The 25,064-nt window shown below is 72.0% G+C and carries 20 protein-coding genes and 1 tRNA gene; 8 read left to right on the forward strand and 13 right to left on the reverse strand.

The window, feature by feature from the left end:
• Positions 1-222: 222 nt before the first annotated feature.
• The 5 genes from ACFVWW_RS06465 to ACFVWW_RS06485 all read left to right on the forward strand — a co-directional run bounded on the left by ACFVWW_RS06465 (position 223) and on the right by ACFVWW_RS06485 (position 7,473).
• Positions 223-1,260: an SMP-30/gluconolactonase/LRE family protein gene (locus ACFVWW_RS06465; RefSeq protein ID WP_384186905.1), complete on the forward strand. Its 1,038-nt coding sequence runs from the start codon at positions 223-225 to the stop codon at positions 1,258-1,260.
• Positions 1,261-1,419: 159 nt separating this feature from the next.
• On the forward strand, positions 1,420-3,771 hold the full coding sequence (locus ACFVWW_RS06470) for an MMPL family transporter (RefSeq protein WP_384186908.1): 2,352 nt from the start codon (positions 1,420-1,422) through the stop codon (positions 3,769-3,771).
• A 264-nt stretch (positions 3,772-4,035) separates the two neighbouring features.
• On the forward strand, positions 4,036-4,713 hold the full coding sequence (locus ACFVWW_RS06475; protein ID WP_384186910.1) for an HAD family hydrolase: 678 nt from the start codon (positions 4,036-4,038) through the stop codon (positions 4,711-4,713).
• A complete protein-coding gene (locus tag ACFVWW_RS06480; protein ID WP_384186913.1) occupies positions 4,710-6,353 on the forward strand; it encodes an FAD-dependent monooxygenase in 1,644 nt (547 codons plus the stop codon). Before ACFVWW_RS06475 ends, ACFVWW_RS06480 begins: the two co-directional genes overlap by 4 nt.
• Positions 6,354-6,507: 154 nt before the next feature.
• Positions 6,508-7,473 carry a ScbA/BarX family gamma-butyrolactone biosynthesis protein gene (locus ACFVWW_RS06485; RefSeq protein ID WP_386876259.1) on the forward strand — a complete coding sequence of 322 codons (966 nt, stop codon included), beginning with the start codon at positions 6,508-6,510 and terminating at the stop codon, positions 7,471-7,473.
• A 435-nt stretch (positions 7,474-7,908) separates the two neighbouring features.
• Here ACFVWW_RS06485 and selB read toward each other — a convergent pair whose 3' ends face one another.
• The 3 genes from selB to ACFVWW_RS06500 all read right to left on the reverse strand — a co-directional run bounded on the left by selB (position 7,909) and on the right by ACFVWW_RS06500 (position 11,135).
• On the reverse strand, positions 7,909-9,696 hold the full coding sequence (selB, locus tag ACFVWW_RS06490; RefSeq protein ID WP_384186919.1) for a selenocysteine-specific translation elongation factor: 1,788 nt from the start codon (positions 9,694-9,696) through the stop codon (positions 7,909-7,911).
• A gap of 2 nt (positions 9,697-9,698) precedes the next feature.
• Positions 9,699-11,006, reverse strand: coding sequence for an L-seryl-tRNA(Sec) selenium transferase (gene selA, locus ACFVWW_RS06495; RefSeq protein ID WP_384187085.1), 1,308 nt, complete (start codon positions 11,004-11,006; stop codon positions 9,699-9,701).
• A 35-nt stretch (positions 11,007-11,041) separates the two neighbouring features.
• Positions 11,042-11,135: transfer RNA gene (locus ACFVWW_RS06500), tRNA-Sec, on the reverse strand.
• Positions 11,136-11,191: 56 nt separating this feature from the next.
• Between ACFVWW_RS06500 and selD the strand changes: the two genes are divergently transcribed.
• On the forward strand, positions 11,192-12,235 hold the full coding sequence (selD, locus tag ACFVWW_RS06505) for a selenide, water dikinase SelD (protein ID WP_384186922.1): 1,044 nt from the start codon (positions 11,192-11,194) through the stop codon (positions 12,233-12,235).
• A 55-nt stretch (positions 12,236-12,290) separates the two neighbouring features.
• Here the strand turns inward: selD and ACFVWW_RS06510 are convergent, their stop codons facing one another.
• The 8 genes from ACFVWW_RS06510 to ACFVWW_RS06545 form a co-directional block, all read right to left on the reverse strand.
• Entirely contained in the window at positions 12,291-13,229 is a 939-nt protein-coding gene (locus ACFVWW_RS06510) for a penicillin-insensitive murein endopeptidase (protein WP_386876262.1), read from the reverse strand.
• A gap of 46 nt (positions 13,230-13,275) precedes the next feature.
• Positions 13,276-15,024: a glycoside hydrolase domain-containing protein gene (locus tag ACFVWW_RS06515; protein ID WP_386876264.1), complete on the reverse strand. Its 1,749-nt coding sequence runs from the start codon at positions 15,022-15,024 to the stop codon at positions 13,276-13,278.
• Between the two features lie 474 nt (positions 15,025-15,498).
• Entirely contained in the window at positions 15,499-16,002 is a 504-nt protein-coding gene (locus ACFVWW_RS06520; RefSeq protein WP_384186931.1) for a hypothetical protein, read from the reverse strand.
• Positions 16,003-16,074: 72 nt separating this feature from the next.
• Positions 16,075-16,263: a hypothetical protein gene (locus ACFVWW_RS06525; protein ID WP_384186934.1), complete on the reverse strand. Its 189-nt coding sequence runs from the start codon at positions 16,261-16,263 to the stop codon at positions 16,075-16,077.
• Positions 16,264-17,181 carry a peptidoglycan-binding protein gene (locus ACFVWW_RS06530; RefSeq protein ID WP_384186937.1) on the reverse strand — a complete coding sequence of 306 codons (918 nt, stop codon included), beginning with the start codon at positions 17,179-17,181 and terminating at the stop codon, positions 16,264-16,266. It lies immediately after the preceding gene.
• Positions 17,178-17,711, reverse strand: coding sequence for a hypothetical protein (locus tag ACFVWW_RS06535; RefSeq protein WP_386876267.1), 534 nt, complete (start codon positions 17,709-17,711; stop codon positions 17,178-17,180). Before ACFVWW_RS06535 ends, ACFVWW_RS06530 begins: the two co-directional genes overlap by 4 nt.
• Entirely contained in the window at positions 17,687-18,322 is a 636-nt protein-coding gene (locus ACFVWW_RS06540; RefSeq protein ID WP_384186943.1) for a MauE/DoxX family redox-associated membrane protein, read from the reverse strand. Before ACFVWW_RS06540 ends, ACFVWW_RS06535 begins: the two co-directional genes overlap by 25 nt.
• A gap of 7 nt (positions 18,323-18,329) precedes the next feature.
• Complete coding sequence (locus tag ACFVWW_RS06545; protein WP_386876269.1) at positions 18,330-19,031, reverse strand: hypothetical protein; 702 nt, start codon at positions 19,029-19,031, stop codon at positions 18,330-18,332.
• Positions 19,032-19,605: 574 nt separating this feature from the next.
• Between ACFVWW_RS06545 and ACFVWW_RS06550 the strand changes: the two genes are divergently transcribed.
• Together ACFVWW_RS06550 and ACFVWW_RS06555 are read left to right on the forward strand one after the other, a co-directional pair.
• Positions 19,606-20,427, forward strand: coding sequence for a TIM barrel protein (locus ACFVWW_RS06550; RefSeq protein WP_384186949.1), 822 nt, complete (start codon positions 19,606-19,608; stop codon positions 20,425-20,427).
• Between the two features lie 32 nt (positions 20,428-20,459).
• On the forward strand, positions 20,460-21,350 hold the full coding sequence (locus ACFVWW_RS06555; RefSeq protein WP_384186952.1) for a 2-hydroxy-3-oxopropionate reductase: 891 nt from the start codon (positions 20,460-20,462) through the stop codon (positions 21,348-21,350).
• A 329-nt stretch (positions 21,351-21,679) separates the two neighbouring features.
• On the opposite strand, the gene gcl is transcribed toward ACFVWW_RS06555, so the two are convergent.
• Both gcl and ACFVWW_RS06565 read right to left on the reverse strand, forming a co-directional pair.
• Positions 21,680-23,458, reverse strand: a complete 1,779-nt coding sequence (gcl, locus tag ACFVWW_RS06560) for a glyoxylate carboligase (protein WP_384329183.1) — start codon at positions 23,456-23,458, stop codon at positions 21,680-21,682.
• A 208-nt stretch (positions 23,459-23,666) separates the two neighbouring features.
• The gene (locus ACFVWW_RS06565; RefSeq protein WP_386876272.1) at positions 23,667-24,983 is read right to left on the reverse strand and encodes a phosphoribosyltransferase family protein; all 1,317 of its coding nucleotides are present in this window, start codon (positions 24,981-24,983) and stop codon (positions 23,667-23,669) included.
• Positions 24,984-25,064 lie beyond the last annotated feature (81 nt).

Raw genomic sequence — 25,064 nt, forward strand, 5'->3', positions numbered from 1 at the left:
GCTCCCGCCCAGGACGGTGTTCCCCAAGCACAGCACCGTTTCAGCGGTTCTTCAGCGCGTATTGAGAGGCTCTTTCAAGCCGTCAGGCAGCCTGGCTCGGTGGTTTCGCCCGGCGCCGGGCGGCCGCCCGGCTCTTCTGCCGTGCCCTATGTCGGCCAGCCGATCACCCGACCTCCGGCCTTGCCACCGCAGGGTCGTAACCACCGCCTGAAGGAACACACATTGAACGCGCCAGTTCCGGCCTCCCGCCGTACTCTGCTCAGACTCGCCGCCGCGGGTGCCGTGGGTGGCACACTCGCCGCCACCCCCCTGCCGGCGTTCGCGGTGTCCCGGTCCGCAGGCTGCCCGCTGCCGCGCACCCTCTCCGTCACCGCCCCGGGCGTGTACCCGGAGGGCGTCGCCTGGGATCCGCGGAGGAAGGCGTTCCTCGTCGGGTCGAGCGCGCAGGGCACGATCTCGGTGGTCAGGGCGGACGGTTCGGTGACTCCGCTGGTCGCCCCGTTCGCCCAGGTCTCGGTGCTCGGCATCACGGTGGACGCCGCCCGTAACCGGGTGCTGGCCGCCTACACCGACTACTTCCTCCGGCTGCTCGGCATGGTGGACCCCTCGCTGCCCCCGGTGTCCGGGGTCGGTGTCTTCGACCTGACCACCGGTGCCGTACAGCACCTGGTCGACCTGTCCGCCGGTCAGGCCGAGCCGCGCGCCAACGACGTCACCGTCGACGACGACGGCACCATCTACGTCACCGACACCGGGGTCGACACCGTCAGCGTGGTGAGCAGCGCCGGCAAGGTGATCCAGGTGATCCAGGACGACCGCTTCGTCACCTCCGAAACGGGACCGAACGGGATCGTCGCCCACCCCGCGGGCTTCCTCCTCATGGGCAAGTACGACGGCGGCCGGCTCTTCCGCATCGACCGTCCCCGGTCGGCGCGGCCGGTGGTCAGCGAGGTACGGCTCGACCGCGCGCCGCTCTCCCTCGACGGTCTCGCGTTGCGCAAGGACGGCTCTCTGGTCGCCGCGGCCAACGACCTGTCGCTGTCCGGTGGACGCACGGGCAGGGACGCGGTCGTGGTGTTGCGGTCCACCGACAACTGGCGTACCGCGCGCACGGTGAAGGACCAGACCTGGCCGATCGAGGACCCCACGACCATCGCCGTGACTCCGTACGGCGACTACGTGGTCAGCGGCGGGCTCCGCGAAATCCTGACCGGCGTCCCCTCCACCACGCCGGGCCAGTTCCACCTGCGTCGCTTCTGACGGCGCGCCGGCGCCTCGACCGGAGTCCGCGTGCACGGCTCTGCACGCGGTGCTCCGTACGCACGGCTCTGTATCTACGGCACATACGGCCCTGCCTGCGGCGCTCGCCGCGTACGGCTCCGTACGCACCTCACCAGCTCAGACCTCCCGGGAGTCCCCATGTCACCCGTAGCCCATGACACCCCGCCGCCCGAAACGGCCCCGCCCCGCGGCCTGTTCAGCGCCCTCGCCCGGCTGACCGGCGCCCGGGCCCGGCTGCTGCTCGTCCTCACCGTGATCCTCCTGGCCGGGGCCGTCGTCCTGGGCAGCGGGGTGGCCGACCGGCTGCGCAGCGGCGGCAGCGGCGGCGTCGTCGACCCCGCCTCCGAGTCCTCGCACGCCGCGGACATCCTGGAGCGGGAGTTCCCCGGCGCCCGCCCCAACCTCGTCCTGCTGGCCCGGGCCGGCAGCGGGGTCGACGACGCCGACACAGCACGTCAGGGAAGGGAACTCGCCGCCCGCCTCGCCGACGAGAAGGGCATCACCGGGGTCACCTCCTACTGGGACACCGGGGCACCGGCGCTGCGCTCCGAGGACGGCCAGGGGGCCCTGGTGGTGGCCCGGCTCACCGGGGGCGACCTGGAGGCCGAGCGCACGCTGGAGGAGCGGATCACCGGACACTTCGACGGACGGCAGGGCGACCTCACCGTCCGGATCGGGGGCAGCGTCGCCGTCCAGCACGAGCAGCAGACCCTCATCAGCGAGGACCTGCTGCGCGCCGAGGCCATCGCGCTGCCGATCACGCTGATCATCCTCATGATCGTGTTCGGCAGCGCCGTCGCCGCCCTGCTCCCGCTGGGCATCGGCATCATCGCGATCCTCGGCACCAACGCGGTGCTGCGCGTCCTGACGTCCTTCACCGACGTCTCCGTCTTCGCCACCAACCTCACCACCGCACTGGGCCTCGGCCTGGCCATCGACTACGCGCTGCTGATCGTGCGCCGCTACCGGGAGGAACTCGCGAACGGCCGGGACATGCCCGGCGCGCTGGCTGTCACCCTCAACACCGCAGGGCGGACCGTGCTGTTCTCGGCCGCCACGGTCGCCGTCTCGCTCGCCGCGATGCTGGTCTTCCCGCTGTACTTCCTGCGCTCCCTCGCGTACGCGGGGATCAGCGTGGTGGTCCTGGCGGCCGTGGCGGCCCTGGTCGTCCTGCCCGCGCTGCTCGCCGTCCTGGGCCGCCGGATCGACGCGCTGGACGTCCGCAAGCTGTTCCGGCGCCGCTCCCGCGAGCAGCGGCGGGCCACCGAGGCCGGGGCGGGCTGGGCCCGGCTGGCGCGGTGGGTGATGCGGCGCGCGCCCCTGGTGGCCACCGGCACCCTCGCAGTCCTGCTGTTGCTCGGCGCGCCCTTCCTGAACGTCGACTTCGGCACCGCCGACTACCGGCAGCTCCCCGCGTCGGCCGAGCCCCGGGTGGTGCAGCAGCACATCAAGGACGGCTTCCAGGGCAACCCCACCGGAGTGATCGAGGTCGTCACCAAGCAGGCGTCCCCCGCTGAACTCGGCAGCTACGCCGAGGAGTTGTCCCGGCTTCCCGGGGTGCTGCGGGTGGACGCCCCGACGGGTCGCTACACCGAGGGCAAGGCCGCCGGGCCCGCGCAGCCCGGCCTCACCTCCGGCGCCGTCTCGTACCTCACGGTGGTGCCCGCCGCGGAGGCGGTCTCCGACGAGGGCAAGGACCTGGTACGGGACGTACGGGCGGTGGACGCGGCGTTCCCCACGTACACCTCCGGTACGACCGCGGCCATGATCGACAGCCAGGCGGCCATCGGACGAGGCCTGCCGTGGGCCCTCGGCATCATCGTGCTCGCCACGCTGGTGCTGGTGTTCCTGCTCACCGGCAGTGTGCTGGTGCCGGTCCAGGCGGTGCTGCTCAACGCGCTCAGCCTGACCGCGATGCTGGGGGCCGTGGTGTGGGTCTTCCAGGACGGGAACCTGTCGGGGCTGCTGGGCTTCACCCCGACCGGGAGCATCGAGACGGCGCTGCCTGTGCTGATGTTCTGCCTCGCCTTCGGGCTCTCCATGGACTACGGGGTCTTCCTGCTCTCCCGGATCAAGGAGGAGCACGAGCGCGTCCTCGACCACAAGGCCGCCGTGGTGCAGGGCATCCGCAGCACCGGGGGCGTCATCACCGCCGCCGCACTTGTCCTCTCCGTCGTCATGGTGGCCATCGGCACGTCCCGGATCACCAACACGAAGATGCTCGGACTGGGGGTCGCCCTGGCGATCCTCATGGACGCGATGGTGATCCGCACACTGCTCGTGCCCGCGGTGCTGGCGCTCACCGGCCGGGCGGCCTGGTGGGCACCCGGGCCGCTGCGCCGACTGCACGCGCGGTTCGGCATCAGAGAGGGCGGCTCGGAACGCCCTGCGCCCGTGGCGGACGCGACCGGCACGCCGGACGCGGCAGCGGCGAGGCGGGAGGAACCCGCGCCCGCGGTCGGCGCGGTGGTCGGAAAGCCGGCCGACTGACGACTGCGGCGAGGCGAGTTCGGGATGCGGGAGGACCCCAACAGGTCCTCCCGCACTTGCTTTGGCGGGGTGCACTCGTCCTGGCGGGGCGCAGCGGCTTTGGCACGGCGCAAGTCCTCGTTGTTAGCGTCCGGAGCACCACATCGGGCGGACGCCGGAGCAACCCGGAGCACCCCTGAGCAAGGGGGTTCGATGACAGCCACTCAACCGTTCGGGCCACGGTCGCGGTCGGTACGCCGCGTCGTGTTGGGAGAAGGGAACGACATGACCTTCGACACGATCGTCGTCGACTACGGGGGCGTGCTGACGAACCCGCTCGTGGAGACCTTCGTCGCTTTCGCCGAACTGGCCGGGATCGACGCGGGCGACCTCGCCCAGGCGCTCCTCGCGTCGACGGAACGCCACGGGGAGATGCCGATGGCGGCACTGGAGACCGGCGCGATCACGGAGCGCCAGATGGTGGACCGGATCCTGGCCGAACTCCCCGAGGACGCGGGCCGCATCCTGGCGGACGGGCGGAGCTTCGGCGAGCTGTGGTTCCGCGGCCGGCGCCCCAACGAGCCGTTCCTGGAGTTCCTGCGCGGCCTGCGCGGCGACGGGTTCCGGCTCGCCCTGCTCACCAACAACGTCCGCGAGTGGGAACCGCTGTGGCGCGCCCAGCTCCCCGTCGACGAACTCTTCGATGTCGTCGTGGACTCGCACCGGGAAGGCGTACGCAAGCCCGACCCGGCCATCTACCGGATCCTGCTCGAACGGCTCGGCACCACCCCGCAGCGCTGCCTGTTCGTCGACGACACGGAGGAGAACTGCGTGGCCGCGGCGGAACTCGGCATCCGCTCGGTGCGGTTCGCCGACACCGACGGCGCCGTCCGCGAGATCTCCGCGTTGCTCGACCGCCCCCTGGCCATGGCCGCCGACGCCGGGAGAGGTGAGCTGAATTGACTGTTCCGGTTCTGGTCGTCGGCGCCGGGCCCACCGGGCTCACCGCCGCCGCCGTGTTGCGGGACCTCGGCGTGCCCTGCCGCGTCGTCGACCGGCGCCCGGGGCCCGGCATCGCCCCCAAGGGGCTGGTGCTGTGGAGCGGCGCCCTGGAGTGCCTGCACCGCCTCGGCGTCGCCGAGAAAATCGCCGAGACGGCGCTGCCGCTGACCGGGGCGTCGTACTGGTCGAACGGCCGGCGCCTCGCCGGGGCGCGCTTCGGCGGGCTGACGGGTACCGCCTTCCCCGGCCCCCTCTGCGTACCGCAGCCGGTGACCGAGCGGGCGCTGCACGCCCGGCTGACGGAACTGGGCGGCACCGTCGAGTGGGAGACCGAGGTCACGGCGGTCACCGTGAACCGTGGCGGCCCCGCGGAGTCGGCGACAGTGACGCTGCGCTCGGCCCGTGGCGAGGAGACCCTCACGGTGCCCTGGCTGATCGCCGCCGACGGCGCCCGCAGCCTGGTGCGCGACAGCGTCGGCATCCCCTTCGAGGGCCACACCTTCGACCGTATGTTCCTGATCGGGGACGGCCGGCTGGAGGGCATGCCCGCCGAGGCCGAGGTGCAGCACCACGTCGCACCGGACGGCGTACTGGTCATCGTCCCCCAGCCCGACGGCCACCGCGTCTTCTTCGACATGGAGCCGGACGGGCAGACCGAACCGCCCTCCGAGGAGATGCTGCAGCGGCTCCTCGACGAACGCGGCCCGGGCGGGCTGCGCCTGCACGGCACCTGGTGGGCCAGCCGCTTCTTTGTGCACGCCAAGGTCGCCCCCCGGTTCCGGGAGGGCCCGGTGCTGCTGGCGGGCGACGCGGTGCACGCCCACACCACCGCCGGCGGCCAGGGACTCAACACGGGTGTCCAGGACGGCTACGACGTGGGCTGGAAACTCGCGAGCGTCGTACGCGGCACTGATCCGGCGCTGCTCGACAGCTTCGAGGCGGAACGCCGCCCGGCGTCCGTCAGGGCGGTCGCGAACGGTGATCAGCAGACCCGGATGTGGCTGCTGCGCAATCCCGCGGCGCGGCTCCTGCGGAACACGGTGCTGCGGCTGCTGTCCGCCACCGGCCTGCTGGAGAAGAAAGTGATCCCCCTGCTCGCCCAGCTCGACCTGGACCACTCCGGGAGCCCGGCGGTGGCCGATCTCGACGGTGCCCCGTCCGTACCGCGCGCACTGCGGCTCGGCCGACGCGCCCCCGACCTGGCGCTCGCCCCGGTGCACGGCACTGAGGCGGAGTCGCTCCACGCCCACCTGTCGGCCGGCCGGCACACCGTGCTGGTTCACGGCGACCTGGCCGCCGGGGAACTCGCCGCGCGAGCCGCGGCGACCGTGGGGGAACGGGGTACCGGGGACATCGTGCGGGTGCTGTGGATCCAGCCTGCCGACACGGCTCCCGCCGATCTCCCGCAGGACGGCGCCGGGTTCGCCGTGGCGCGGGAGACGGACGACGCGCTGGGCGGAGCCGGTACCCCGTGGTGCGCGTACCTGCGGCCCGACGGGGTCGTCGCGGCCCGCTCGGGCCCGGCCGACCTCGACGCGCTCCTCTCCCGGCTCCCGTCCCGGCCGCCTCGCATCACCCCGGTACCGGCCGTAGGGCCTTGACGAGGTTCAGCACACCGCTCGTGCTATCCCCCTGGAAGGATCGACCCCGACCATGACCATCCCCATGTCCGCGTCCCCGTCCCTTTCCTCGCATGCGCCCACGCCAATCCCCATGGCCGTACCCGCCTCCACCCCCGCGTCCGGGACGGCCCCCATGCCACCCGGGAATGACCATGTGGAGCTGAGCTACGACGCGACCGTTCCACGCGCCCTGGTCCACAGATCCTCGATAGCCGAGGTGTTCGTCACCGACTCGACCGAGACGGGCGAGGACACCTTCGTCGTCGCCGCACAGCTCCCGCGCGCCCATATGATCGGGGAGAGCTTCCCGCTGTACGACTTCAGCCTGATGGTCGAAGTGGTGCGTCAGGCCGGGGTCCTGATCGCCCACCGCCACCTGGAAGTGCAACTGGGCTCCGCGTTCATCTTCCGGAACCTGACACTCCGTACCACCGCCTTCGAATCCCTGCGCATCGGCTCGCGACCCGCCAACGCGCGGATCACCGTGAGCGTGCGGACCCGGCGCAACAGGGCCGGCCGCCTGCAGGGGTTCAGCTTCATCGGGGACATCGAGGTCGACGGACGGCCCGCGATGAAGGGAGAGGGCGGGCTGCTGATCCTGTCCAAGGCCGCCTACCGGTCCATGCGCAGCAGACGGCTGTCGCCCGACCACCCCGGCTTCCTGCTGCCGCGGTTCACGGCGGCCGAGCCCTCCCACGTGGGACGGCGAGACTCCCGGAACGTGTTCGTCACCGAGCCCGTCGCCGACGCGGGACGGTTCAGTTGCCAGTTGGTGGTGGACACCAGCCACCCGCACGTCTTCGACCATCCGCTGGACCACGTGCCGGGCCATCTGCAGATGGAGGCCGCGCGTCAGCTGGCCGTCGCCGCCGTCGCCCGGCTGCACGCCCTGGACCCCTACAGCCTGTCGGTCGCCTCCATCACCTCCGACTTCGCCGACTACGTGGAGCTCGACCGCCTCACCAGGTTGCGAGCGACCGTCGACGGATTCCGCTGGGACGAAGACCTGTGCACCTTCACCACTCCCGTCGTGGTGGAGGCCGTGCAGGAGGACACCATCAGCACGGCCATGCGGCTCGAGGTGGCACAGTGGGTCTGAATTACTCGGACGCTGGAAACTCGGGTGAGTGTCTGGGGCTGTTCCGGCCTGCGGTGATGCTGTCCGGCCGGTGTCTCGGGGTCGGGTAGATCGATCTTGTGCCCGTGATGTCGCGTTGTTCCCTGTCCGAGGGCGGTGCTGGTCAGGGGTGCGCGGCGGCTGGCGTGGCGGGTTCCGCGGTGCCGGAGACTGCGGGTTCCTCCTGGTTGGGCGTGACCACGTGGCGCTCAGCACGTCGAAGCAACGAGACAGGCCCGACTACGCCGAAGCCCTGGGCAGTGACCCGAGAGCGCCCCGCGACTGGCATGCCTTGGCGAAGTCGCGGTGAACGGACGCGCCCCGCCTGGAGCGCCCGTCATCCACGTCTCGACGTGGTCCTCGGTGAGTTCCTGAAGCCAGATGTGGCCAAGCTTCCCGTCTTGGCGACAGCTCGGTTCAGGGCGGTGTGGTGACCGGCGCCGGCCGACTGCGGGACGCGCACCGGCGGCGCTTGTCGGGAAGCAGCTGGGTGATGCCCTGACCGTCGCAGTGCTCCAGCAGGGGAACGGTGACGCGTCGGGTGGTGTCCAGGGCGCGGCTCGCCGTTCCCACGGTGAACGGCTGGTCGAGTTCGCTCAACCGGTCGGCCGCCAGCCGGGGGGCGTCCGGTAGCAGCACCACGTGCTCCGCGAGTCGCAGTACCGCTCCGTGGCGGACCGCCGTGGCGAGCTCGCGGCGGCCGAAGCCGAGTTCCGCGAGCTGCTGGGCATGGGGCGCGGCGAAGGGCCGACGGGCGAGCTCCGTGGTGAGACGGTGCACCGCGTCCGCCACAGCGGCGGGCAGTGCCGCAGGCCCGACGGTCACGCGCCCGCGGCTCATCCGCAAGGGCGGCGTGACCAGTGCCTCCACCAGGGAGACAGCCGGCAGCCCCAGACGGTGCCGAGCGGCCTCCACCGGCATGCCCTCCTCGGTGGGCCGCTGGGAGCGGTACGCCGTGACCAGTTCGGCCAGCCGGGCGCTCAGCGCGGCCCAGTGGGCGGGGTCCGCGAGCCAGTCGCCCGCGACCGGCGTGGTGTGGACGGCCACCCCCATCGCGGTCAGCTCCCCGCGCCTGACCAGCAGCCGACGCCGTAGCTCGGCCGCCTCGCCCGGAGTGCCGCGAGCGTCGCCGAGGTCTGCCGCGCGCCGTGCCGCGGAGCCGCGGAGCCGCAGTTCCGGTGGCTGAGGGTCGAGCACCTTCAGGCCGGCCAGCACACGCCGCAGACCGGGATCGCGCAGCACCGCGCGGTCACCGATACGGAGCGGCAGTGGCGCCGGCAGGGTCAGCCGGACGATATCCCCACCGAGCGGCCGTACGCGTACGGGCACGGCCGCCGAGCCGATGTGGGCCACAGCGGTGCGGGGCAGCGCCGCGGCCGGTGTTCCGCCATGTACGCGCACGTCGCAGCGGAGGCAGGGGAGGAAGCTGTCGGGGGTGAGCAGGGCGTCGCCGCGGCCCGTCGACTCCTTGTCGAGGTCCCTGAGGTTGACGGCGACCCGGGCGGTGGCCCGCACCAGATCGGTCTTCTCGCCGAGGGCCTGCAAACCCCTGACGCGCACGGGACGGCCGGTCCGGGCGGTCACCAGGACGTCGCCCCGGCGGATCCGCCCCGCACCGAGCGTGCCGGTGACCACCAGCCCGCTGCCGCGCACGGTGAAGGACCGGTCGATCCACAGCCGCACCGGGGAGTCGGCGTCCCCGTCCGGCAGCCGCGCGGCCAGCCGGCCGAGGGCGGCGCGCAACTCCGCGAGGCCCGCGCCGGTGCGGGCGCTGACGGCCACGGCCTCGACGCCGCCGAGGGTGCTGGACCGGATCCGGTCCCGTGCCTGCGCCGTGGCGGGGCCGGGGTCGGCCAGATCGCAGCGGGTGACGGCGAGCAGTCCATGCCGTACACCCAGGGCGTCCACGGCGGCGAGGTGCTCGGCGGACTGCGGCTTCCAGCCTTCGTCGGCGGCGACGACGAACAGCACGGCGGGCACGGGCCCCACGCCGGCCAGCATGGTGGGGACGAACCTCTCGTGTCCCGGGACGTCGACGAACGCGAGCCGTTCGCCCGATGGCAGATCCGTCCAAGCAAAGCCCAGGTCGATGGTCAGACCACGGCGCCGCTCCTCTGCCAGCCGGTCGGGGTGGTTGCCGGTCAGCGCGTGGATCAGTGTGCTCTTGCCGTGGTCGACATGCCCCGCCGTCGCGATGACCCGCATGATCACCGCCCTGCCGCGCGCAGCACCGCGGCAAGGATGTCGCCGTCGCACGCCTGCGGTACGCACCGCAGGTCCAGCAGCAGCCGGCCGCGCACCACCCGGCCGAGCACGGCCGGTTCACCGGTGCGCAGCGGCGTCGCCAAGTCGTCGGGGAGGCTGAGCGCACAGGACGGCAGGGCGGTCCCGGGGGCGCCGCCTCCTCCCACCACCGCCTCGCAGGGCACGACGCGCGCGTCCAGACCTCGGCGCGCCACGTCCTCGGCCAGGCGCAGCGTGCGGATGCGCAGCTGCGGCAGCGGCATGTGCACGGCTGCGTGCACGGGTGGCTCGGGACCGCGCAGTGTCGCTTCCAGCGCGGCCAGGGTGAACTTGTCCACGCGCAGGGCGCGGGCCAGCGGATGGCGGCGCATCCGCTCCACGACGGCGGCCCTGCCGAGGATCAGCCCCGCCTGCGGGCCGCCGAGCAGCTTGTCCCCACTGGCGGTGACCAGCGTGGCGCCGGCGCGCAGGGCCGTGGCCGCGTCCGGCTCGTCCGGTAGCACCGGGTCAGGCGTGAGGAGGCCGGAGCCGATGTCGACCACCACGGGCAGGCCCAGCGACGCCAGTTCCCCGGCGTCCACTTCCCGGGTGAAGCCGCTCACCGTGAAGTTCGACGGGTGGACCTTGAGGATGAAGCCGGTGTCCGGGCCGACGGCGTCCGCGTAGTCGCCGAGACGGGTCCGGTTGGTGGTGCCGACCTCGCGTATCCGGGCGCCGCAGGAGGCCAGCAGTTCGGGTATCCGGAAGCCGTCGCCGATCTCCACGAACTCGCCCCGGCTGAGCAGAATGTCGCGCCCCGGGGCCAGCGTCACCGCCGCCAGGGCCAGGGCGGCGGCTCCGTTGTTGACCACGTGCACGGCCTCTGCGGCCGGCACCGCTTCCCGAAGGGCCGCCATGGCGCTGCGGCCGCGCGACGCCCGTCTGCCGGTTCTCAGGTCCAGCTCGACGTCCGTGTATCCGCCGGCTGCCGCCATCGCCTCCAGCGCGGACCGCGACAGCGGGGCCCGTCCCAGATTGGTGTGCAGCACCACACCGGTGGCGTTGTGCACGGGGCTCAGCCCGGCCGCGCGTGCGGGGAGCGCGGCAAGAGCGGCATGGACCGCGTCACCCGGGCCGATCCGTCCGTCGCGTACGGCCTGCTGGGCGATGGCGACCGCGGCCTTGACGATGGGCCTGCCCAGCCGTGCGGACGCCTCGCTCAGCCGGGGATCGCCGAGCAGCACCGTGGCGCTCGGCACCTGCCGCCGGGTGTCCGTCGGCGGCTGCCGCATCTTGTCAGCCACTCGCGCCACTCCGATCGAAGTCAGCGGAGGCGGACGGGAATCGAACCCGCCTGGCCCGGTTTCCGGACCACACCGATTTTGAAGATCGGGAGGGGCACCAGCCCGCCCAACGCCTCCGGAGCAAGATTGTGATCCCCGCACGCTGCTGGGGCAAGGGGTGAAATGATCGTCGTATGACGACTGTTGGCCCCGCCGCCGGATCCGCCGCGCCCGTACGGCTGACCCAGTACGCACGCGGCGGCGGCTGCGCCTGCAAGATCCCTCCGGGGGAGCTGGAGGCGATGGTCGCGGGACTGCGGCAGCCCCGGAACCCCGGACAGGCCCTGCGCGGCGACGAGGACCGGCTGCTGGTCGGACTCGACGACGGCGACGACGCCGCGGTGGTGCGCACCGGTGACGGCACCGCCCTGGTGTCGACGGCCGACTTCTTCACGCCCGTCGTCGACGACGCCCGCGACTGGGGCCGAATCGCCGCGGCCAACGCCCTGTCCGACGTCTACGCGATGGGCGGCCGGCCCCTCGTCGGGCTCAACCTGCTGGGCTGGCCCCGTGACGTACTCCCCGCGGAGCTGGCCCGGGAGGTCCTGGCGGGAGCGCTCGACGTCGCCCGCAGCGCCGGCTGCCTCGTCGGCGGCGGCCACAGCATCGACAGCCCGGAACCGCTCTACGGAATGGCCGTGACCGGCCTGGTGGATCCGGACCGGCTGCTGCGCAACGACGCCGGCCGGCCGGGTGTGCCGCTGACGCTGACCAAACCGCTGGGTGTCGGAATACTCAACAACCGCCACAAGCGGACGGGCGAGGTCTTTGCGCACGCCGTCGCCGTCATGGCGGCGCTCAACGACAAGGCCAGTGCCGCTGCCCTGGAGGCCGGCGCCGTGTGCGCTACCGATGTGACCGGATTCGGTCTGCTCGGCCATCTGCACAAACTGGCCAGGGCCAGCGGCGTCACGGCCGTGGTGGACGCCGCCGCCGTCCCCGTGCTCGACAGCGCCTGGGAGTCCCTGCGGGCCGGGTACGTCAGCGGAGGCACCCGGCGCAATCTCGACTGGGTGCGTCCGCACCTGGACGCGGGACGGGCGAGCGACGACCAGTTGCACCTGCTTGCCGACGCGCAGACCTCCGGCGGACTGCTGGTCGCCGGGGAGATACCCGGACATCCGGTCATCGGGGAACTGGTGCCCGCCGTGGCCGGCACCACGCTGGTGATCCGCTGAGCGCTGCGGACGGCCGCAGGTCCGCGGGCGAGGCCCCGGGCCCGCGGCCGGCCCGCTACCGGTAGCGGATGTGCAGGTGGTTGTCGTGGTTCGGGTAGCTCGTGGTCAGTCCTTCCGAGATCAGCTGCGGATCGTTGAAGAAGATCAGCTGGACGTGGCCGGGGGCCTTCGCCCGGATCTCCTGCACGAGCCTGCGGGTGGCCGCGCGGTCGTAGGTGCTCGACTGCCAGGTGATACGCCCCGCGGTGCACTGCGCCGAGTCGGTGCGGGCCGGCCACACGTCGATGTCCATCCCGACATCGTGGCTGCCGTGGCCGGGTATGTCCCCACTGTGCTCGAAGCCCGCGTCGCCGACCGGAAGTCTGCCGTTCCCGGTGGTGGCGAACGTGGCGGCGGCGGCCTCCAGCTGACCGACCGCGCCGGCTGTCGCCCAGTGGGCGCCCGCGTTGCCGTCGGGACTCTGTGCGCACATCGAGCCGCCGCCGAAGCCGATGTTCTCGTAGTGCCACAGCAGGTTCTGCCAGGTGGCCGGCCCGACGACGCCGTCCGCGCCGATTCCCGCATGGGACTGGAAGGTGCGGACGGCGGAGTTGCTGGCGGGTCCGAAGGCCCCGTCGACCGAGAGGCCGGCGCCCCGCTTGGCATTGAGCAGCGACTGGACGGCCTTCACCGCCGGCCCGTTGTCGCCCTGTCGTACGGTGACGGCGAGCGCGCCCCAGGTGGCGGGCCCGACGATGCCGTCCGCGGCCAGGCCCTTGGACTGCTGGAAGCCCACCACGGCGCTCTGCGTGCCCGAGCTGAAGACGCCGTCCACCGCCACGGCACGGCCGTGCGCGGCGAGCAGGTGCTGCAGCGCGACGACGTCGGAGCCCCGGTTGCCGCTGCTCGTCAGCGGGAACGCGGCCTGCGGGAATGCCTGTGCGGGGACGCCCAGTCCGAAGAGCAGGCCCGCCATCGCGGTGAACAGCGTGATGATGCGTGCGAGTCGTCTCACGATTACCTGCCTCACTTTCCTGTTCGCTTATCGCTCACTGTCCTGCTCACTTCCCCGACTGAAGGGCGCTCCAGGTGGCTGGGCCGACGATGCCGTCGGCGCCCAGCCCGCGCGAGGACTGGTAGTCGCGTACGGCCTGGCCGGTGCCCGAGCCGAAGGCGCCGTCGATGGCCACGGTCCGCCCGAGCGCGGCGGTCAGGGCGCGCTGCAGCCGGGTGACGGCCTCTCCCGTCGAGCCGTTCTGGATGGTCGTGGTGGATCCGCGGGACAGCAGAGCCGTCCAGGTCTTCGCGCCGACCACACCGTCCGCCGTGAGCCCCTTGCCGGCCTGGAAGTTCCGGGCGGCGGTGGCGGTGGCGGACCCGAAGATCCCGTCCGGGGTGCCCGGGTCGAAGCCGGCGGCCTTGAGCAGGCACTGGGCCGCCTTGACCTGGTCTCCGGACGAGCCGCTCTGGACGGTGGTGTACGCGGTGAAGCTGAAGTTCGCCCCGGTGCAGGTGGACGGGGGCGGGGTGCCGTTGCCCACGTCCAGGTAGTCGCGGTCGATGGTGATCGAGTAGCCGCCGTAGGACTCCGTGACCTCACCCGCGTACTGGTGGATCCGCTGGTGGTTGGACCAGTAGGTGGACGGCACGTAGGAACCGGTGTTGGTGTCGGCGGCGCCGTTCCACCACGCGTAGAAAAGGTGGTCGACCCGCGTGTAGGCGCTGTTGTTGTACTCGCTGGCGGCGTCCTTGATGCCGGAGGCGGCGCTGGAGTAGAGGCCCGACAGATAGCCGCTGCTGTGCAGCCGCTCGGTCCAGCCGGACAGGTACGACAGCACGGCCGCCTTGCAGGAGGCCGTGGAGCTGTACGCCTCGATGTCGCTGTAGAGGGCGCTGCCCGCCGGGATACCGAGGTTCGACGCGGCGGTGACGGCGCCGGCCGCGGCGGAGACACCCTGGGACTTGGCCGTGGCCGGATCGGTGGAAATCGTCAGCGAGTAGCTGGTGCACGGTGCCTGGCGGCCAACGTCGATGGGGAACAGACGCCATCCGTTGTTGGTCTGGCTGGTCACCCAGCTCGCCGTCAGATTCGGCTGGGCGCAGCCCCGGAAGGAGCCGCTGATGTAGACGCCGACCGCGCTGTACGGCGAGCTCGCCTGCCAGGCGTTCATAGCGGCTTGCGAGGGCGCGGTACAGGCGTCGAAGCCCTTGCCCAGGTAGCTGCCCGGTTGCGGCCCGGCCGCGGCCAGGGGGGTGGCGTCGGACCGCTGAGCCGCGCGGGGCAGCTCGGTGCGCTCGGCGTCCTCGGTGAGGTCGGCCGAGGCGAGAACGCCGCGCACCAGGCTCTCGGTTTGCGGGGTGTGGGCGGCGGTCACGAGCACGCCGGCGTCCTCGACCGCGATCTGGATGGTGTCGTTGCTGGACGCGGCGGTCGGGGCGGTGGCCTTGCCGCGCTGGGTCCGCGCGGTCGCCGCCGTCGCCTGGCCGGCGGAGCGGGCGGTGATGGGCTCCACGACGATGCCCGCCGCACGGCCGACGACTCCGGCGGGGCAGTCGTTCTGGTCGGCGGGCTCGCCCAGGTAGACGGCGGGTCTGTCGAACCGGAGGCAGGCGCGCGGGTTCTCGGCCAGATCGACCACCTGCCATTCGGCGGGCACCTCGATGCGGTAGCCGTGGTAGGTGACGGTCTGCCGGCTCTCGGGCGGGGAATCGGCCAGGGCGTGGCCGGGTACGGCGAACGCGCCGATACCGGCGAGCACCGCCAGCAGGGCCGTTCCGGCGCGGGCGCGCCAGGGGGTGCGGGACGACATCAGGGCACTCCTACTCGAAAGTGGGGGAGAAAGTGTGGGGGGGATCGGCGCGGCCAGGGCGGGCCGCTTCCCCGGGCCGGAGGCCGACCCGGGGAAAGTGGACTGCTGTGCGCGTGGGGACTTGCCGGTCAGACGCCGCAATTGGGCGCGGACCAGGAGCGGCTGGTGCGTCCGTCCACGTGGGTGTGGTCGTTGTGGTCGGGGACGGCCGTGGCCAGCATGCGACCCACAGTTGCTGTCGCGGTCATGACAACAGCAAGAACGAGTTGCGTCGTACGCCTCAACATCGCGCCTCCGTTATGAGTCCTTCCCGATTCCCGGCGAGAAGGCCGAGGCGAGTTTGACCTCCATGACCGTTGCGTGTCCACACCGCCACCATCTGCCACAGGACCAGACCTCCGGCACAACCGGCCTGCAGGCCACGGTCGTTGCGAGTACAACCTCCGTGCCCTGTCACGACGTCGGGCGACGACGCTATCGGAAGATCGCGCAGGCGGCAGCGGCGATCAGCACGGAGCACAGGACGGTCATGCCGCTCAGCCGCCGCGCGAGCAGGCCGTCCCAGCGCTCCCCGTTTCCGGAAAGCCTGCGCAGAGCCGGGGTGAGTGCCCGGCCCGCTCCGAAGCCGAGTCCGGCCGCCAGGGCGGGCGCGTAGGAGCCCCCGGACAGCAGCACCGCGACCGCCATCGCGTACGGCGCGCTCGCCGAGACATAGGTACGCACGCCCGTACCGAGCTCGAAGCCGAACTGCAGGGCGCCGCGCGCCAGATGGCGGCGCAGTACGTCCTGCGGTATCTGCCGGGCGTTCTGCGGCATCCGTAGCGGCAGCTTGCCCGCGTCGCGCAGCGCGGCGAGCAGCGCGACGGCCACGATCAGCCCTTTCCGCACGTCGGCCGGGAGCGGTGTGAAGAGACCGGACAGGAGCCACAACACCCCGGCCGTCAGCACCCCGCCGACCAGCAGGCCGACGGTGAACACGCCGAGGACCAGCGCCTGTCTGTACGTTGCCCGCCAACCTGGCGAGGCCAGCGCGAACGCGCTGTTGCGCGTTCAAACGGAGCCGGAGAGCGAGTAGCCGGCCAGACCGCCGGTGATCGCCCAGGTCAGCATGGGGGCGTAGAGGGCGGCGGCGATCACCGCAATCCCCAGGGCCGCCAGGGGCAGGGCGGGATCGGTGAGCAGCGCCCGTACGGTACGGGCGCCGCTCGGCCAGGCCGCAGGACGGCCGGACTCGCTCATCTAGACGGTCCCGGTCAGCGTGAGCCAGGTGTTCTGACCGACCACGCCGTCGGCGGTCAGGCCGTGCAGCGACTGGAACGAGACGACGGCCTGCCCTGTGAGCGAACCGAAATTGCCGTCGACCGTCAGTGCGGAGCCGTGCTTGTTGAGCTGCCGCTGCGCGCCGCGTACGGCATCGTTCACGTCTCCTTGGCGCACGGTGACGACCAGTACCGGCCAGGTGGCCGGGCTGACGCTGCCCGTGGGGCTGAGTCCATTCGCCGACTGGAACTCGTCGACCTGCGCCTCGGTGTCCGGCCCGAAGATGCCGTCGGCAGCCGCCGGATGACCGTGGTGGGTGAGCAGGTGCTGGATGGTGTGGACGTCGGGCCCGGTGGCGCCGCGACCGAGGGTCGGCCAGCTGATGGAGCCAGGGCAGTCGCAGTCGGTGGTCCAGCGGCAGATGGACTTCACCCAGCCGGAGCCGGTGTTGCGGTACCCGTCGTGGCAGCGCCGCTCGATACCGCAGCCGCAGCTGCCGCAGGCCGCGCTGTAGCGCCACAGCCAGCCGTCGTAGGTACCGGCGTAGCACTGGTTGGGCCGCAGCGTCCAGGTGACACCGTCCGACCGGTGGAAGCCGGTGTTCGTCCCCGATGTCACGCACGCGTCGGCATAGATGGTGCTGGGCCCGCAGCCCGGGGAGCAGTTGTGGTCCTCGGCGTAACTCGGGCACGCACCGGTCCAGATGTCGTAGCCGTCGGCATATGCCTGCCGGGCGGCGGTGAACACCCCCAGCGCGGCAAAGCCCGCGGCGGTCGCCGCCTGCAGCACTGTGCGCCTGGACGGCGCGAAGGATGGAAGAGCCCCGCGCCCGGTCCAGGATCGGCGGCCACCGCTCCCGGAGCGGCGCAGAGTGGGCACGTCGTCCAGTGAAGTCACGGCAGGCTCCTCGGCGTTGCGGGTTGGATGTCGTCGAGCAACCGCAACAGCGCGGTGGGTGAACCGAGCGGCTCCGAACGCGCGATCCGGCCCTCCGGATCGATGGCCACCGCATAGGGGGTGGCGGGGATGTCGTAGGCCGTGAACAGCTCCGGACGGTGATCCCTGACCGGGACGGCGCCTTCGTCGGCCTGCGGCCCGGCGCCCGCGTAGAACCCGAGCACCTGCGGGGCGGCGGCAGGGCCCTGGCGGATCGTCCAGGCGCCGGCCTCGGCGAGCACCTGGCCGCAGGTGCGGCAGTCGGCGTCAAGGAAGAGCAGCAGCGCGGCGCGGCCCGGCGTCAGGAGGCCGTCGAGCCCGGCCGGATCGAGCCCGGGCGCCGATGCGCCGGGTGCGATGCCCACCCGCCCGGGGTGGTGCGGCTGCGTTTGTGACAGCTGGTGCACCTGCCTGATCAATCCCGAGACGACCAGCGCGAGCAGCGCGATCGCCGCCCACGAGGCGATCACAGCGCTGGTGGTGAAGTCCATCGCGTCGACACTCCTTCGGCAGTCCGGTGCACGGTGGTCTCGGTCGGCTGGTGAACAGTGGCCCTGGTCGGCAGGTGAACGGATGCTGCGGTCGGCTCGTGCATGGCAGCGGGCAGGGACCACAGCAGCACGGTGCAGGCAGAAGCTGCGAGCATCAGTGTGATCAGCTCCGCCGCGGAGAGCCGTACGGGGCCGGCCCCGGCGATGACCGCGCCGGCCAGCGCGAGCCCGGCGAGGGCCACGGCCCGCCGCGTCACCCAGCGGCTCAGGGGCACATCCTGGCGTGAACAGCCGCACGGCCCCCCGCGGCCGAGGGCGAGGACGTGCCGCGTGTAGCCGGCGTAGAGCCCGAAGAGGGCGGTCCCCACGGCGAGTACGGCCTGCAGCCCCCGCTGGTGACCTGTCAGCAGCGCGGCCGCGCCGACCGCCCCCAGGGCGCCCTCCGCGAAGGGCAGGACGGCGGCCGCGAACCGGCGGAACCGCGGGCCCAGCACGCCGTGCACCCGCAGCGCCTCACCCAGGGCAGCCGGACGGGCGGCGTGAGAGCCCGCACCCATGAACAGGCTCAGTATGACGATCGAGGCGGTCAGCCCGCCGTAGAAGCCGATCACCGCCGGCTCATCCGGTGTGCCGCAGCGCGAGCCGCCCGACGAGCTCGGGCACCCGCTCGACGCGAGTCGACGCCAGCGGCACCAGCGTGGCCCAGATCTCGGTGGAGGAGAGCACGAAGAACGGGCTGCCGTCGGAGAGCGTGTCGCGGAACAGTTCACCGGACGCGACCGTCACCCCCTTCCAGGGCGGAAGCTGGGCGGTGTGCTCCTTCGTCCGCCGGGACAGCTCCAGCAGCCCGAGGCCGGGCACCTCCTTGATCACCGTCGCGGGCCGCGCGAAGGCGCTTCCGGCCGACGGATCCGGCTGGAGGGTGAGCCCGTACTCGCTCTCCGCGATACGCACCGACCGGAGCAGCCCGAGCACCTCGGCCACGCTCAGGCCATACAGCCGGGTCACGAGTGCGTGGTGCCGGCCGCGCCACACGACAAGCGATGGCCGCTCCACGAGCCCTGAGCGCGGCTCGCGCTCGATCGACTGGAAGATGCGCAGCGTGCCCTTCTGGAAGGTGAGCTCGGAGTCGGGTGACGCGATGCCCAGGGAAGCGGCGACATCGTCCCCCAAAGAGGCCGGCCCGGCGGTGAACTCGACCAGTCGGCCACCGACCACCACCTCGACGGCCGAAGTAGACGGCGACTCGAGGTCGAGGTCGCCCTCCAGGTGATACGTCCCGCCATCGAGGGCGCGATGAGTGACGAACGATGCGACCATGTGCATCCTCCCGGGGAGGGCGGGGGTCTGTGTGACACCGCTGCCGCAGGGGAACCTAGACAATGGTCATGCCCCTGTCAATCACCACCGCCCGGCGGGGGCCGCCTGCCGTGCCGACGAGCCCGGGGGGGCACCGGGCGCGGAGGAGGACGAAGGGCGCTCGGCGACCGGCTCGGACAGGTCGCCGGCGCTCACGGTCGAGGACACCAGGGAGCGCAACCTGAGCTCCAGCAAGGATGGAACCCGGCGGCGGAGGTGGCTGCGGCCTCGGTCGTTCGCGCCGGCCTGACGATCACTGGAACCCAGGCAATCCGGCGGGGCTTCGTCGTCCTCCCACACGCTCTCACACGGATCTCGCCGACTGTGCGGACTCATCACTGCAAGACGCCCCTGACCCGCCCGGCCAGCGGGCACATCCAGGGCACACGCAGCAGGACTTCACTCTCAATCGCACGGGCTCAACCCACTGCGTGGGTGAGGAAAACCGGGAGCCCCACTTGACAGCCCAGGAGCCTCCCGGGCAGGCTTCCATCAAGCAGAATATGACTTCCGCAATACGGAAGGGGCGCATTTCATGGGCTACTCGGACCAGCGCTTCGATGTGAACCTGTCCATCCTCTTCACCGAGCTCCCGCTTCTGGAGCGACCCGCGGCCGCCGCCGCGGCGGGGTTCACCGCCGTGGAGCTGTGGTGGCCCTGGACCGACACCCCCACGCCGCCGCGGGCCGAGCTCGACGCGCTCAAGAAGGCGCTCGACGACGCCGGCACCCGGCTGGTGGGGCTGAACTTCTACGCCGGGCAACTGCCGGGCCCCGACCGGGGCGCGCTCTCCGTACCCGGCGAGGAGTCCGACCGCTTCCGCGCCAATATCGATGTCGTGACCGGGTTCGCCGCCTCCGTGGGCTGCACGGCGCTCAACGCGCTGTACGGCAACCGCGTCGAGGGCGTCGACCCGCGCGTGCAGGACGCCCTCGCCCTGGAGAACCTCGTGCTGGCCGCCCGCGCGGCCGACCGGATCGGGGCGGTCCTGCTGGTCGAGGCGCTCAACAAGCCGGAGTCCCCGCTCTGTCCGCTGGTGAGCGCGGAGTCCGCGATCGAGGTCGTGGACCGGGTCAACGCGGCCACGGGTCTTGGCAATGCCTCGTTCCTGCTGGATCTCTACCACCTGTCGATGAACGGCGAGGACCTGAACGGGGTCATCGACCGGTACGCCCACCAGACCGGCCACGTACAGATCGCGGACAACCCGGGCCGTGGCGCGCCCGGCACCGGATCGCTGCCGCTGGAGGACCTCCTCGGCCGGCTGCGGAAAGCCGGTTACGACGGCTGGGTCGGCCTGGAGTACAAGCCGGGCGACCGGCCGAGCGCCGAGGCCTTCGGCTGGCTCACCAACTGACCGTTGTCACGCGTGTGTGGAAAGAGGCACCCATGAGCAGTCTTCCCAAGGTCGCATGGATAGGTCTCGGCATCATGGGCTCCCCCATGTCCGAGAACCTGATCAAGGCCGGCTACCCGGTGACCGGCTTCACGCTGGAACAGGACAAGCTGGACCGCCTCTCGGCCGCCGGCGGTACAGCCGCCGGCTCGATCGCCGAGGCGGTACGGGACGCGGACGTGATCGTCACGATGGTGCCCGCCTCCCCGCAGGTCGAGGCCGTCGCGTACGGCGAGAACGGCATCCTGGACAACGCCAGGCGCGGCGCCCTGCTGATCGACATGTCCTCGATCACCCCGCAGACCTCCGTGGACCTGGCCAAGAACGCCGCCGACAAGGGCATCCGCGTCCTGGACGCCCCGGTCTCCGGCGGCGAGGCCGGCGCCGTCGAGGCGGTCCTCTCCATCATGGCGGGCGGTGAGCGGGCCGACTTCGACGAGGCCAGGCCGCTGCTGGAGGCCCTCGGCAAGACCATCGTGCTGTGCGGTCCGCACGGCTCCGGCCAGACGGTGAAGGCCGCCAACCAGCTGATCGTCGCGGTCAACATCCAGGCCTGCGCCGAGGCCGTGGTCTTCCTGGAGAAGTCCGGCGTGGACCTGGCCGCCGCCCTGGACGTCCTCAACGGCGGTCTGGCCGGCTCGACCGTGCTGACCCGCAAGAGGGACAACTTCCTCAACCGCGACTTCAAGCCCGGCTTCCGGATCGATCTGCACCACAAGGACATGGGCATCGTCACGGACGCCGCCCGCGATGTCGGTGCCGCGCTTCCTGTCGGCGCCGTGGTCGCCCAGCTGGTCGCCTCGCTGCGCGCGCAGGGCGACGGCGGACTGGACCACTCCGCGCTGCTGCGCTCCGTCGAGCGCCTCTCCGGCGAGCAGGTCTGACACCGGACCCGGCACCGGACCCCGAACCCGGGCGGCTGCGGCGCTGACACCTGTCCTGTCGCGCCCAGGCGCCGCCGCCGCCCGGAACCACCCGCGAACGGCCGTACGTACAGCCGCATCGCGCGTTATTTTCCGCCGGTGTTCCCGGCAGCCTCCGCCCGCGCGGAGTACGGACGGTCCCGTACTCCGCGCTCTTCGCCTGCCCGGGCCGCGACAACCGGGCCGTGGACCGCGCACGGCCGTGGACCGCGCACGACAACGGCCCCCGCGCCGGATCGCTCCGGTGCGGGGGCCGCCCCTTCCCCCTCGGTGGCCGGGGATGCCGGGGGTCAGGCCAGTGGCAGGATCTCCGTGGGCGCGTGCCACGGCTCCGTGGCGATGTCCTCGAACTCGTGCACGCTCGCGATGTCGGTCCCGCTCATGGAGATGTTCGTGACGCGCTCCAGGATCGCTTCCACGACGACCGGGACACGGTGCTCGGCGGCCAGCTTCTTGGCCTCCTCGAAGGCCGGCAGCAGCTGATCCGGTTCGGTGACCCGGATCGCCTTGCAGCCCAGGCCCTCGACGACCTTGACATGGTCGACGCCGTAGACGCCCAGCTCGGGCGAGTTGATGTTCTCGAACTCCAGGTTGACCTGGAAGTCGATGTCGAAGTTCCGCTGGGCCTGGCGGATCAGGCCCAGATACGAGTTGTTCACCAGCACATGGACGTACGGGATGTGGTGCTGGGCGCCGACCGCCAGCTCTTCCAGCATGAACTGGAAGTCGTAGTCGCCGGAGAGCGCGACGACCATCGCCTCGGGGTCGGCGACGGCGACCCCCAGCGCGGCCGGGATGGTCCAGCCGAGCGGTCCCGCCTGGCCGCAGTTGATCCAGTGGCGCGGCTTGTAGACATGGAGCATCTGCGCGCCGGCGATCTGGGAGAGGCCGATGGTGGTGACGTACCGGGTCTCGGGACCGAAGGCGCGGTTCATCTCCTCGTACACGCGCTGCGGCTTCAACGGCACCTGGTCGAAGTGCGTACGGCGGTGCAGCGTGGCCTTGCGCTCCCGCGCGGCGGCGGCCCACGCGCCGCGGTCGGGCAGTCCGCCCGCGGCCCTGAGCTCCTTCGCCACCTCGACGAAGAGCGTCAGCGCGGCCTTGGCGTCCGAGGCGATGCCGTAGTCCGGCGCGAAGATCTTGCCGATCTGGGTGGGCTCGATGTCGACATGGACGAACGTCCGCCCTCGCGTGTAGACATCGAGCTTGCCGGTGTGGCGGTTGGCCCAGCGATTGCCGATGCCGAGGACGAAGTCCGACTCCAGGAATGTCGCGTTGCCGTAGCGGTGCGAGGTCTGCAGACCCACCATGCCGGCGTTCAGCGGGTGGTCGTCGGCGAGGGCGCCCCAGCCCATCAGGGTCGGGACGACCGGCACGCCGGTCAGTTCGGCGAACTCGGCCAGCAGAGCGGCGGCGTCGGCGTTGATGACGCCGCCGCCGGCGACGATCAGCGGGCGCTCGGACTCGTTCAGCAGCCGGACGGCCTTCTCGATCTGGGCGCGGCTCGCGACCGGCCGGTAGACCGGCAGCGGCTCGTACGTCTCCGGGTCGAACTCGATCTCGGTCAGCTGGACATCGATCGGCAGGTCGACGAGAACCGGGCCGGGACGGCCCGAGCGCATCAGATGGAAGGCCTGCTGGAAGACGCCGGGGACCTGCGCGGCCTCCAGGACGGTGGTCGCGGCCTTGGTGACCGGCGCGGCGATCGAGGCGATGTCGACGGCCTGGAAGTCCTCCTTGTGGATCACCGCGGTGGGCGCCTGGCCGGTGATGCAGAGGATCGGAATCGAGTCACCGAGCGCGGAGTACAGCCCGGTGATCATGTCGGTGCCCGCGGGGCCCGACGTACCGACGCAGACACCGATGTTGCCCGGGTGGGTGCGGGTGTAGCCCTCGGCCATGTGCGAGGCGCCTTCGACATGGCGGGCGAGCGTGTGATGGACGCCGCCGGAAGCCTTGAGGGCTGCGTAGAAGGGGTTGATCGCGGCGCCAGGCACACCGAACGCGTTTGTCACGCCTTCGCGCTTGAGGATCTCAACTGCCGCTCGGGCAGCGGTCATTCGAGGCATGGAGTGCTCCTGCTTCGGCCGGCGGATTCGGGCTCTGTCGCGCCACCTGAGAGTCGATTCCGTAATACGGAAGTTTAGTTCTGCTATACGGAAGCAATCTAAGGGCGCCCCGGTGCGGCGTCAAGGGAGCGCCCAGGGCGCGGGCCGAGGCCCTCCCCGAGGCAGGCTGAAGAAGGCAGCTCAACAAGGCAGGCCCGACAAGGCAGGTTCAGCGCACCGAGCGCGCCGCCGGCGACAGATGCCGGGTGAACCAGTCCTGGGAGAGGTCCGCCACGGCCTCGAGGGCGCCCGGTTCCTCGAAGAGGTGGGTGGCCCCCGGCACCACGGCGACCTGGTGCTCGCAGCGCATCAGGTCGGCCGCCTGCTCGTTGAGGTGGAGCACCTGGGCGTCGGCGCCGCCCACGACGAGCAGGGTGGGCGCGCGTACCGCGGTGAGCCGGTCCGCCGCGAGGTCGGGACGGCCGCCGCGGGAGACCACCGCCGCGATGTCCGCGTCCGGCTCGGCCGCGGAGGTGAGAGCCGCCGCGGCGCCGGTGCTGGCGCCGAAGTAGCAGACAGGACCGCCGAGTTCGTCACGCAGCCACCCGGTCGCCAGCGTGAGCCGGCGGGCCAGCAGCGGGATGTCGAAGACATTGGCGCGGTCGCGGGCCTCCTCGGGAGTGAGGAGGTCGAACAGCAGGGTTCCCAGCCCCGCCCGGTTCAGGGCCGTCGCCACGGCACGGTTGCGCGGACTGTGGCGGCTGCTTCCGCTGCCGTGCGCGAAGACCACGACGCCCCGGGCACCCTCCGGCAGGTTCAGGTTCCCTGGCAGCCGGGTGCGGCCGGCACGGACCACCACATCCGATTCCACGGGCCGGTGCTCCTCGGCGGCACGATCCGTGGAGGACCCGGCGGAGGCGCCACTGGCCAGCAGTCCGGCGACCTCGCCGTCCGTCGTCTGGGCGAAGTCCGCGTACCACTGGCCGACCGAGCCGAAGCCCGCCGGCGCGTACAGGCACACCACGTCGTCGGCCTCGCCGCGCAGCCACTCCAGGGCCCTGGGCGAGGCCACCGGCACGGCCAGCACCACCCGGGCCGCTCCACGGGCCCGCGCCACCCGGCAGGCGGCCGACGCGGTGGATCCGGTGGCGACGCCGTCGTCGACGATCACGGCCGTCCGGCCGGCGAGCCCGGCCGGGGGGCGCTCGCCCCGGTAGCGGCGAAGGCTCGCCCGCAGCGCCGTCCGCTCGGCCTGCTCCACCGCCGCGCAGTCGCGTGGTCCGAGCCGGGCGGCCCGGACCACCTCGTCGTTCAGGATGAGCACCCCGTCCTCACCGATCGCGCCGAAACCCAGCTCGGGGCGGACCGGCACGCCCAGTTTGCGTACGGTGATGACGTCCAGCGGCGCCGCCAGGGCCCTGGCGGCCTCGTACGCCACCGGGATCCCGCCGCGCGGCAGCCCCAGCACCACAGGAGCGTCGAGACGCAGCTGTTCCAGCTGTTCGGCGAGTTGTTTTCCGGCGTCCGTACGATCGGCGAAGAGCATGGCCGCGTCCTCTCCCGCGGCGGCGAGGCCGCGTCGCCCCCCTCCCATGCAACTCCGGAAACCGCCGGGACGGAAGGGGCC

The organism is Streptomyces sp. NPDC058198 (assembly GCF_042882605.1).
GTDB lineage: Bacteria > Actinomycetota > Actinomycetes > Streptomycetales > Streptomycetaceae > Streptomyces.

Excerpts from the sequence above, each read along its gene's own strand:
- ACFVWW_RS06470 (WP_384186908.1), top strand. The coding sequence starts at position 1,420 with ATGTCACCCGTAGCCCATGACACCCCGCCGCCCGAAACGGCCCCGCCC.
- ACFVWW_RS06475 (WP_384186910.1), top strand. The coding sequence starts at position 4,036 with ATGACCTTCGACACGATCGTCGTCGACTACGGGGGCGTGCTGACGAAC.
- ACFVWW_RS06485 (WP_386876259.1), top strand. The coding sequence starts at position 6,508 with ATGCCACCCGGGAATGACCATGTGGAGCTGAGCTACGACGCGACCGTT.
- selB (WP_384186919.1), bottom strand. The coding sequence starts at position 9,696 with ATGCGGGTCATCGCGACGGCGGGGCATGTCGACCACGGCAAGAGCACA.
- selA (WP_384187085.1), bottom strand. The coding sequence starts at position 11,006 with ATGCGGCAGCCGCCGACGGACACCCGGCGGCAGGTGCCGAGCGCCACG.
- selD (WP_384186922.1), top strand. The coding sequence starts at position 11,192 with ATGACGACTGTTGGCCCCGCCGCCGGATCCGCCGCGCCCGTACGGCTG.
- ACFVWW_RS06515 (WP_386876264.1), bottom strand. The coding sequence starts at position 15,024 with ATGTCGTCCCGCACCCCCTGGCGCGCCCGCGCCGGAACGGCCCTGCTG.
- ACFVWW_RS06525 (WP_384186934.1), bottom strand. The coding sequence starts at position 16,263 with ATGAGCGAGTCCGGCCGTCCTGCGGCCTGGCCGAGCGGCGCCCGTACC.
- ACFVWW_RS06535 (WP_386876267.1), bottom strand. The coding sequence starts at position 17,711 with ATGGACTTCACCACCAGCGCTGTGATCGCCTCGTGGGCGGCGATCGCG.
- ACFVWW_RS06545 (WP_386876269.1), bottom strand. The coding sequence starts at position 19,031 with ATGGTCGCATCGTTCGTCACTCATCGCGCCCTCGATGGCGGGACGTAT.
- ACFVWW_RS06550 (WP_384186949.1), top strand. The coding sequence starts at position 19,606 with ATGGGCTACTCGGACCAGCGCTTCGATGTGAACCTGTCCATCCTCTTC.
- ACFVWW_RS06555 (WP_384186952.1), top strand. The coding sequence starts at position 20,460 with ATGAGCAGTCTTCCCAAGGTCGCATGGATAGGTCTCGGCATCATGGGC.
- gcl (WP_384329183.1), bottom strand. The coding sequence starts at position 23,458 with ATGCCTCGAATGACCGCTGCCCGAGCGGCAGTTGAGATCCTCAAGCGC.
- ACFVWW_RS06565 (WP_386876272.1), bottom strand. The coding sequence starts at position 24,983 with ATGCTCTTCGCCGATCGTACGGACGCCGGAAAACAACTCGCCGAACAG.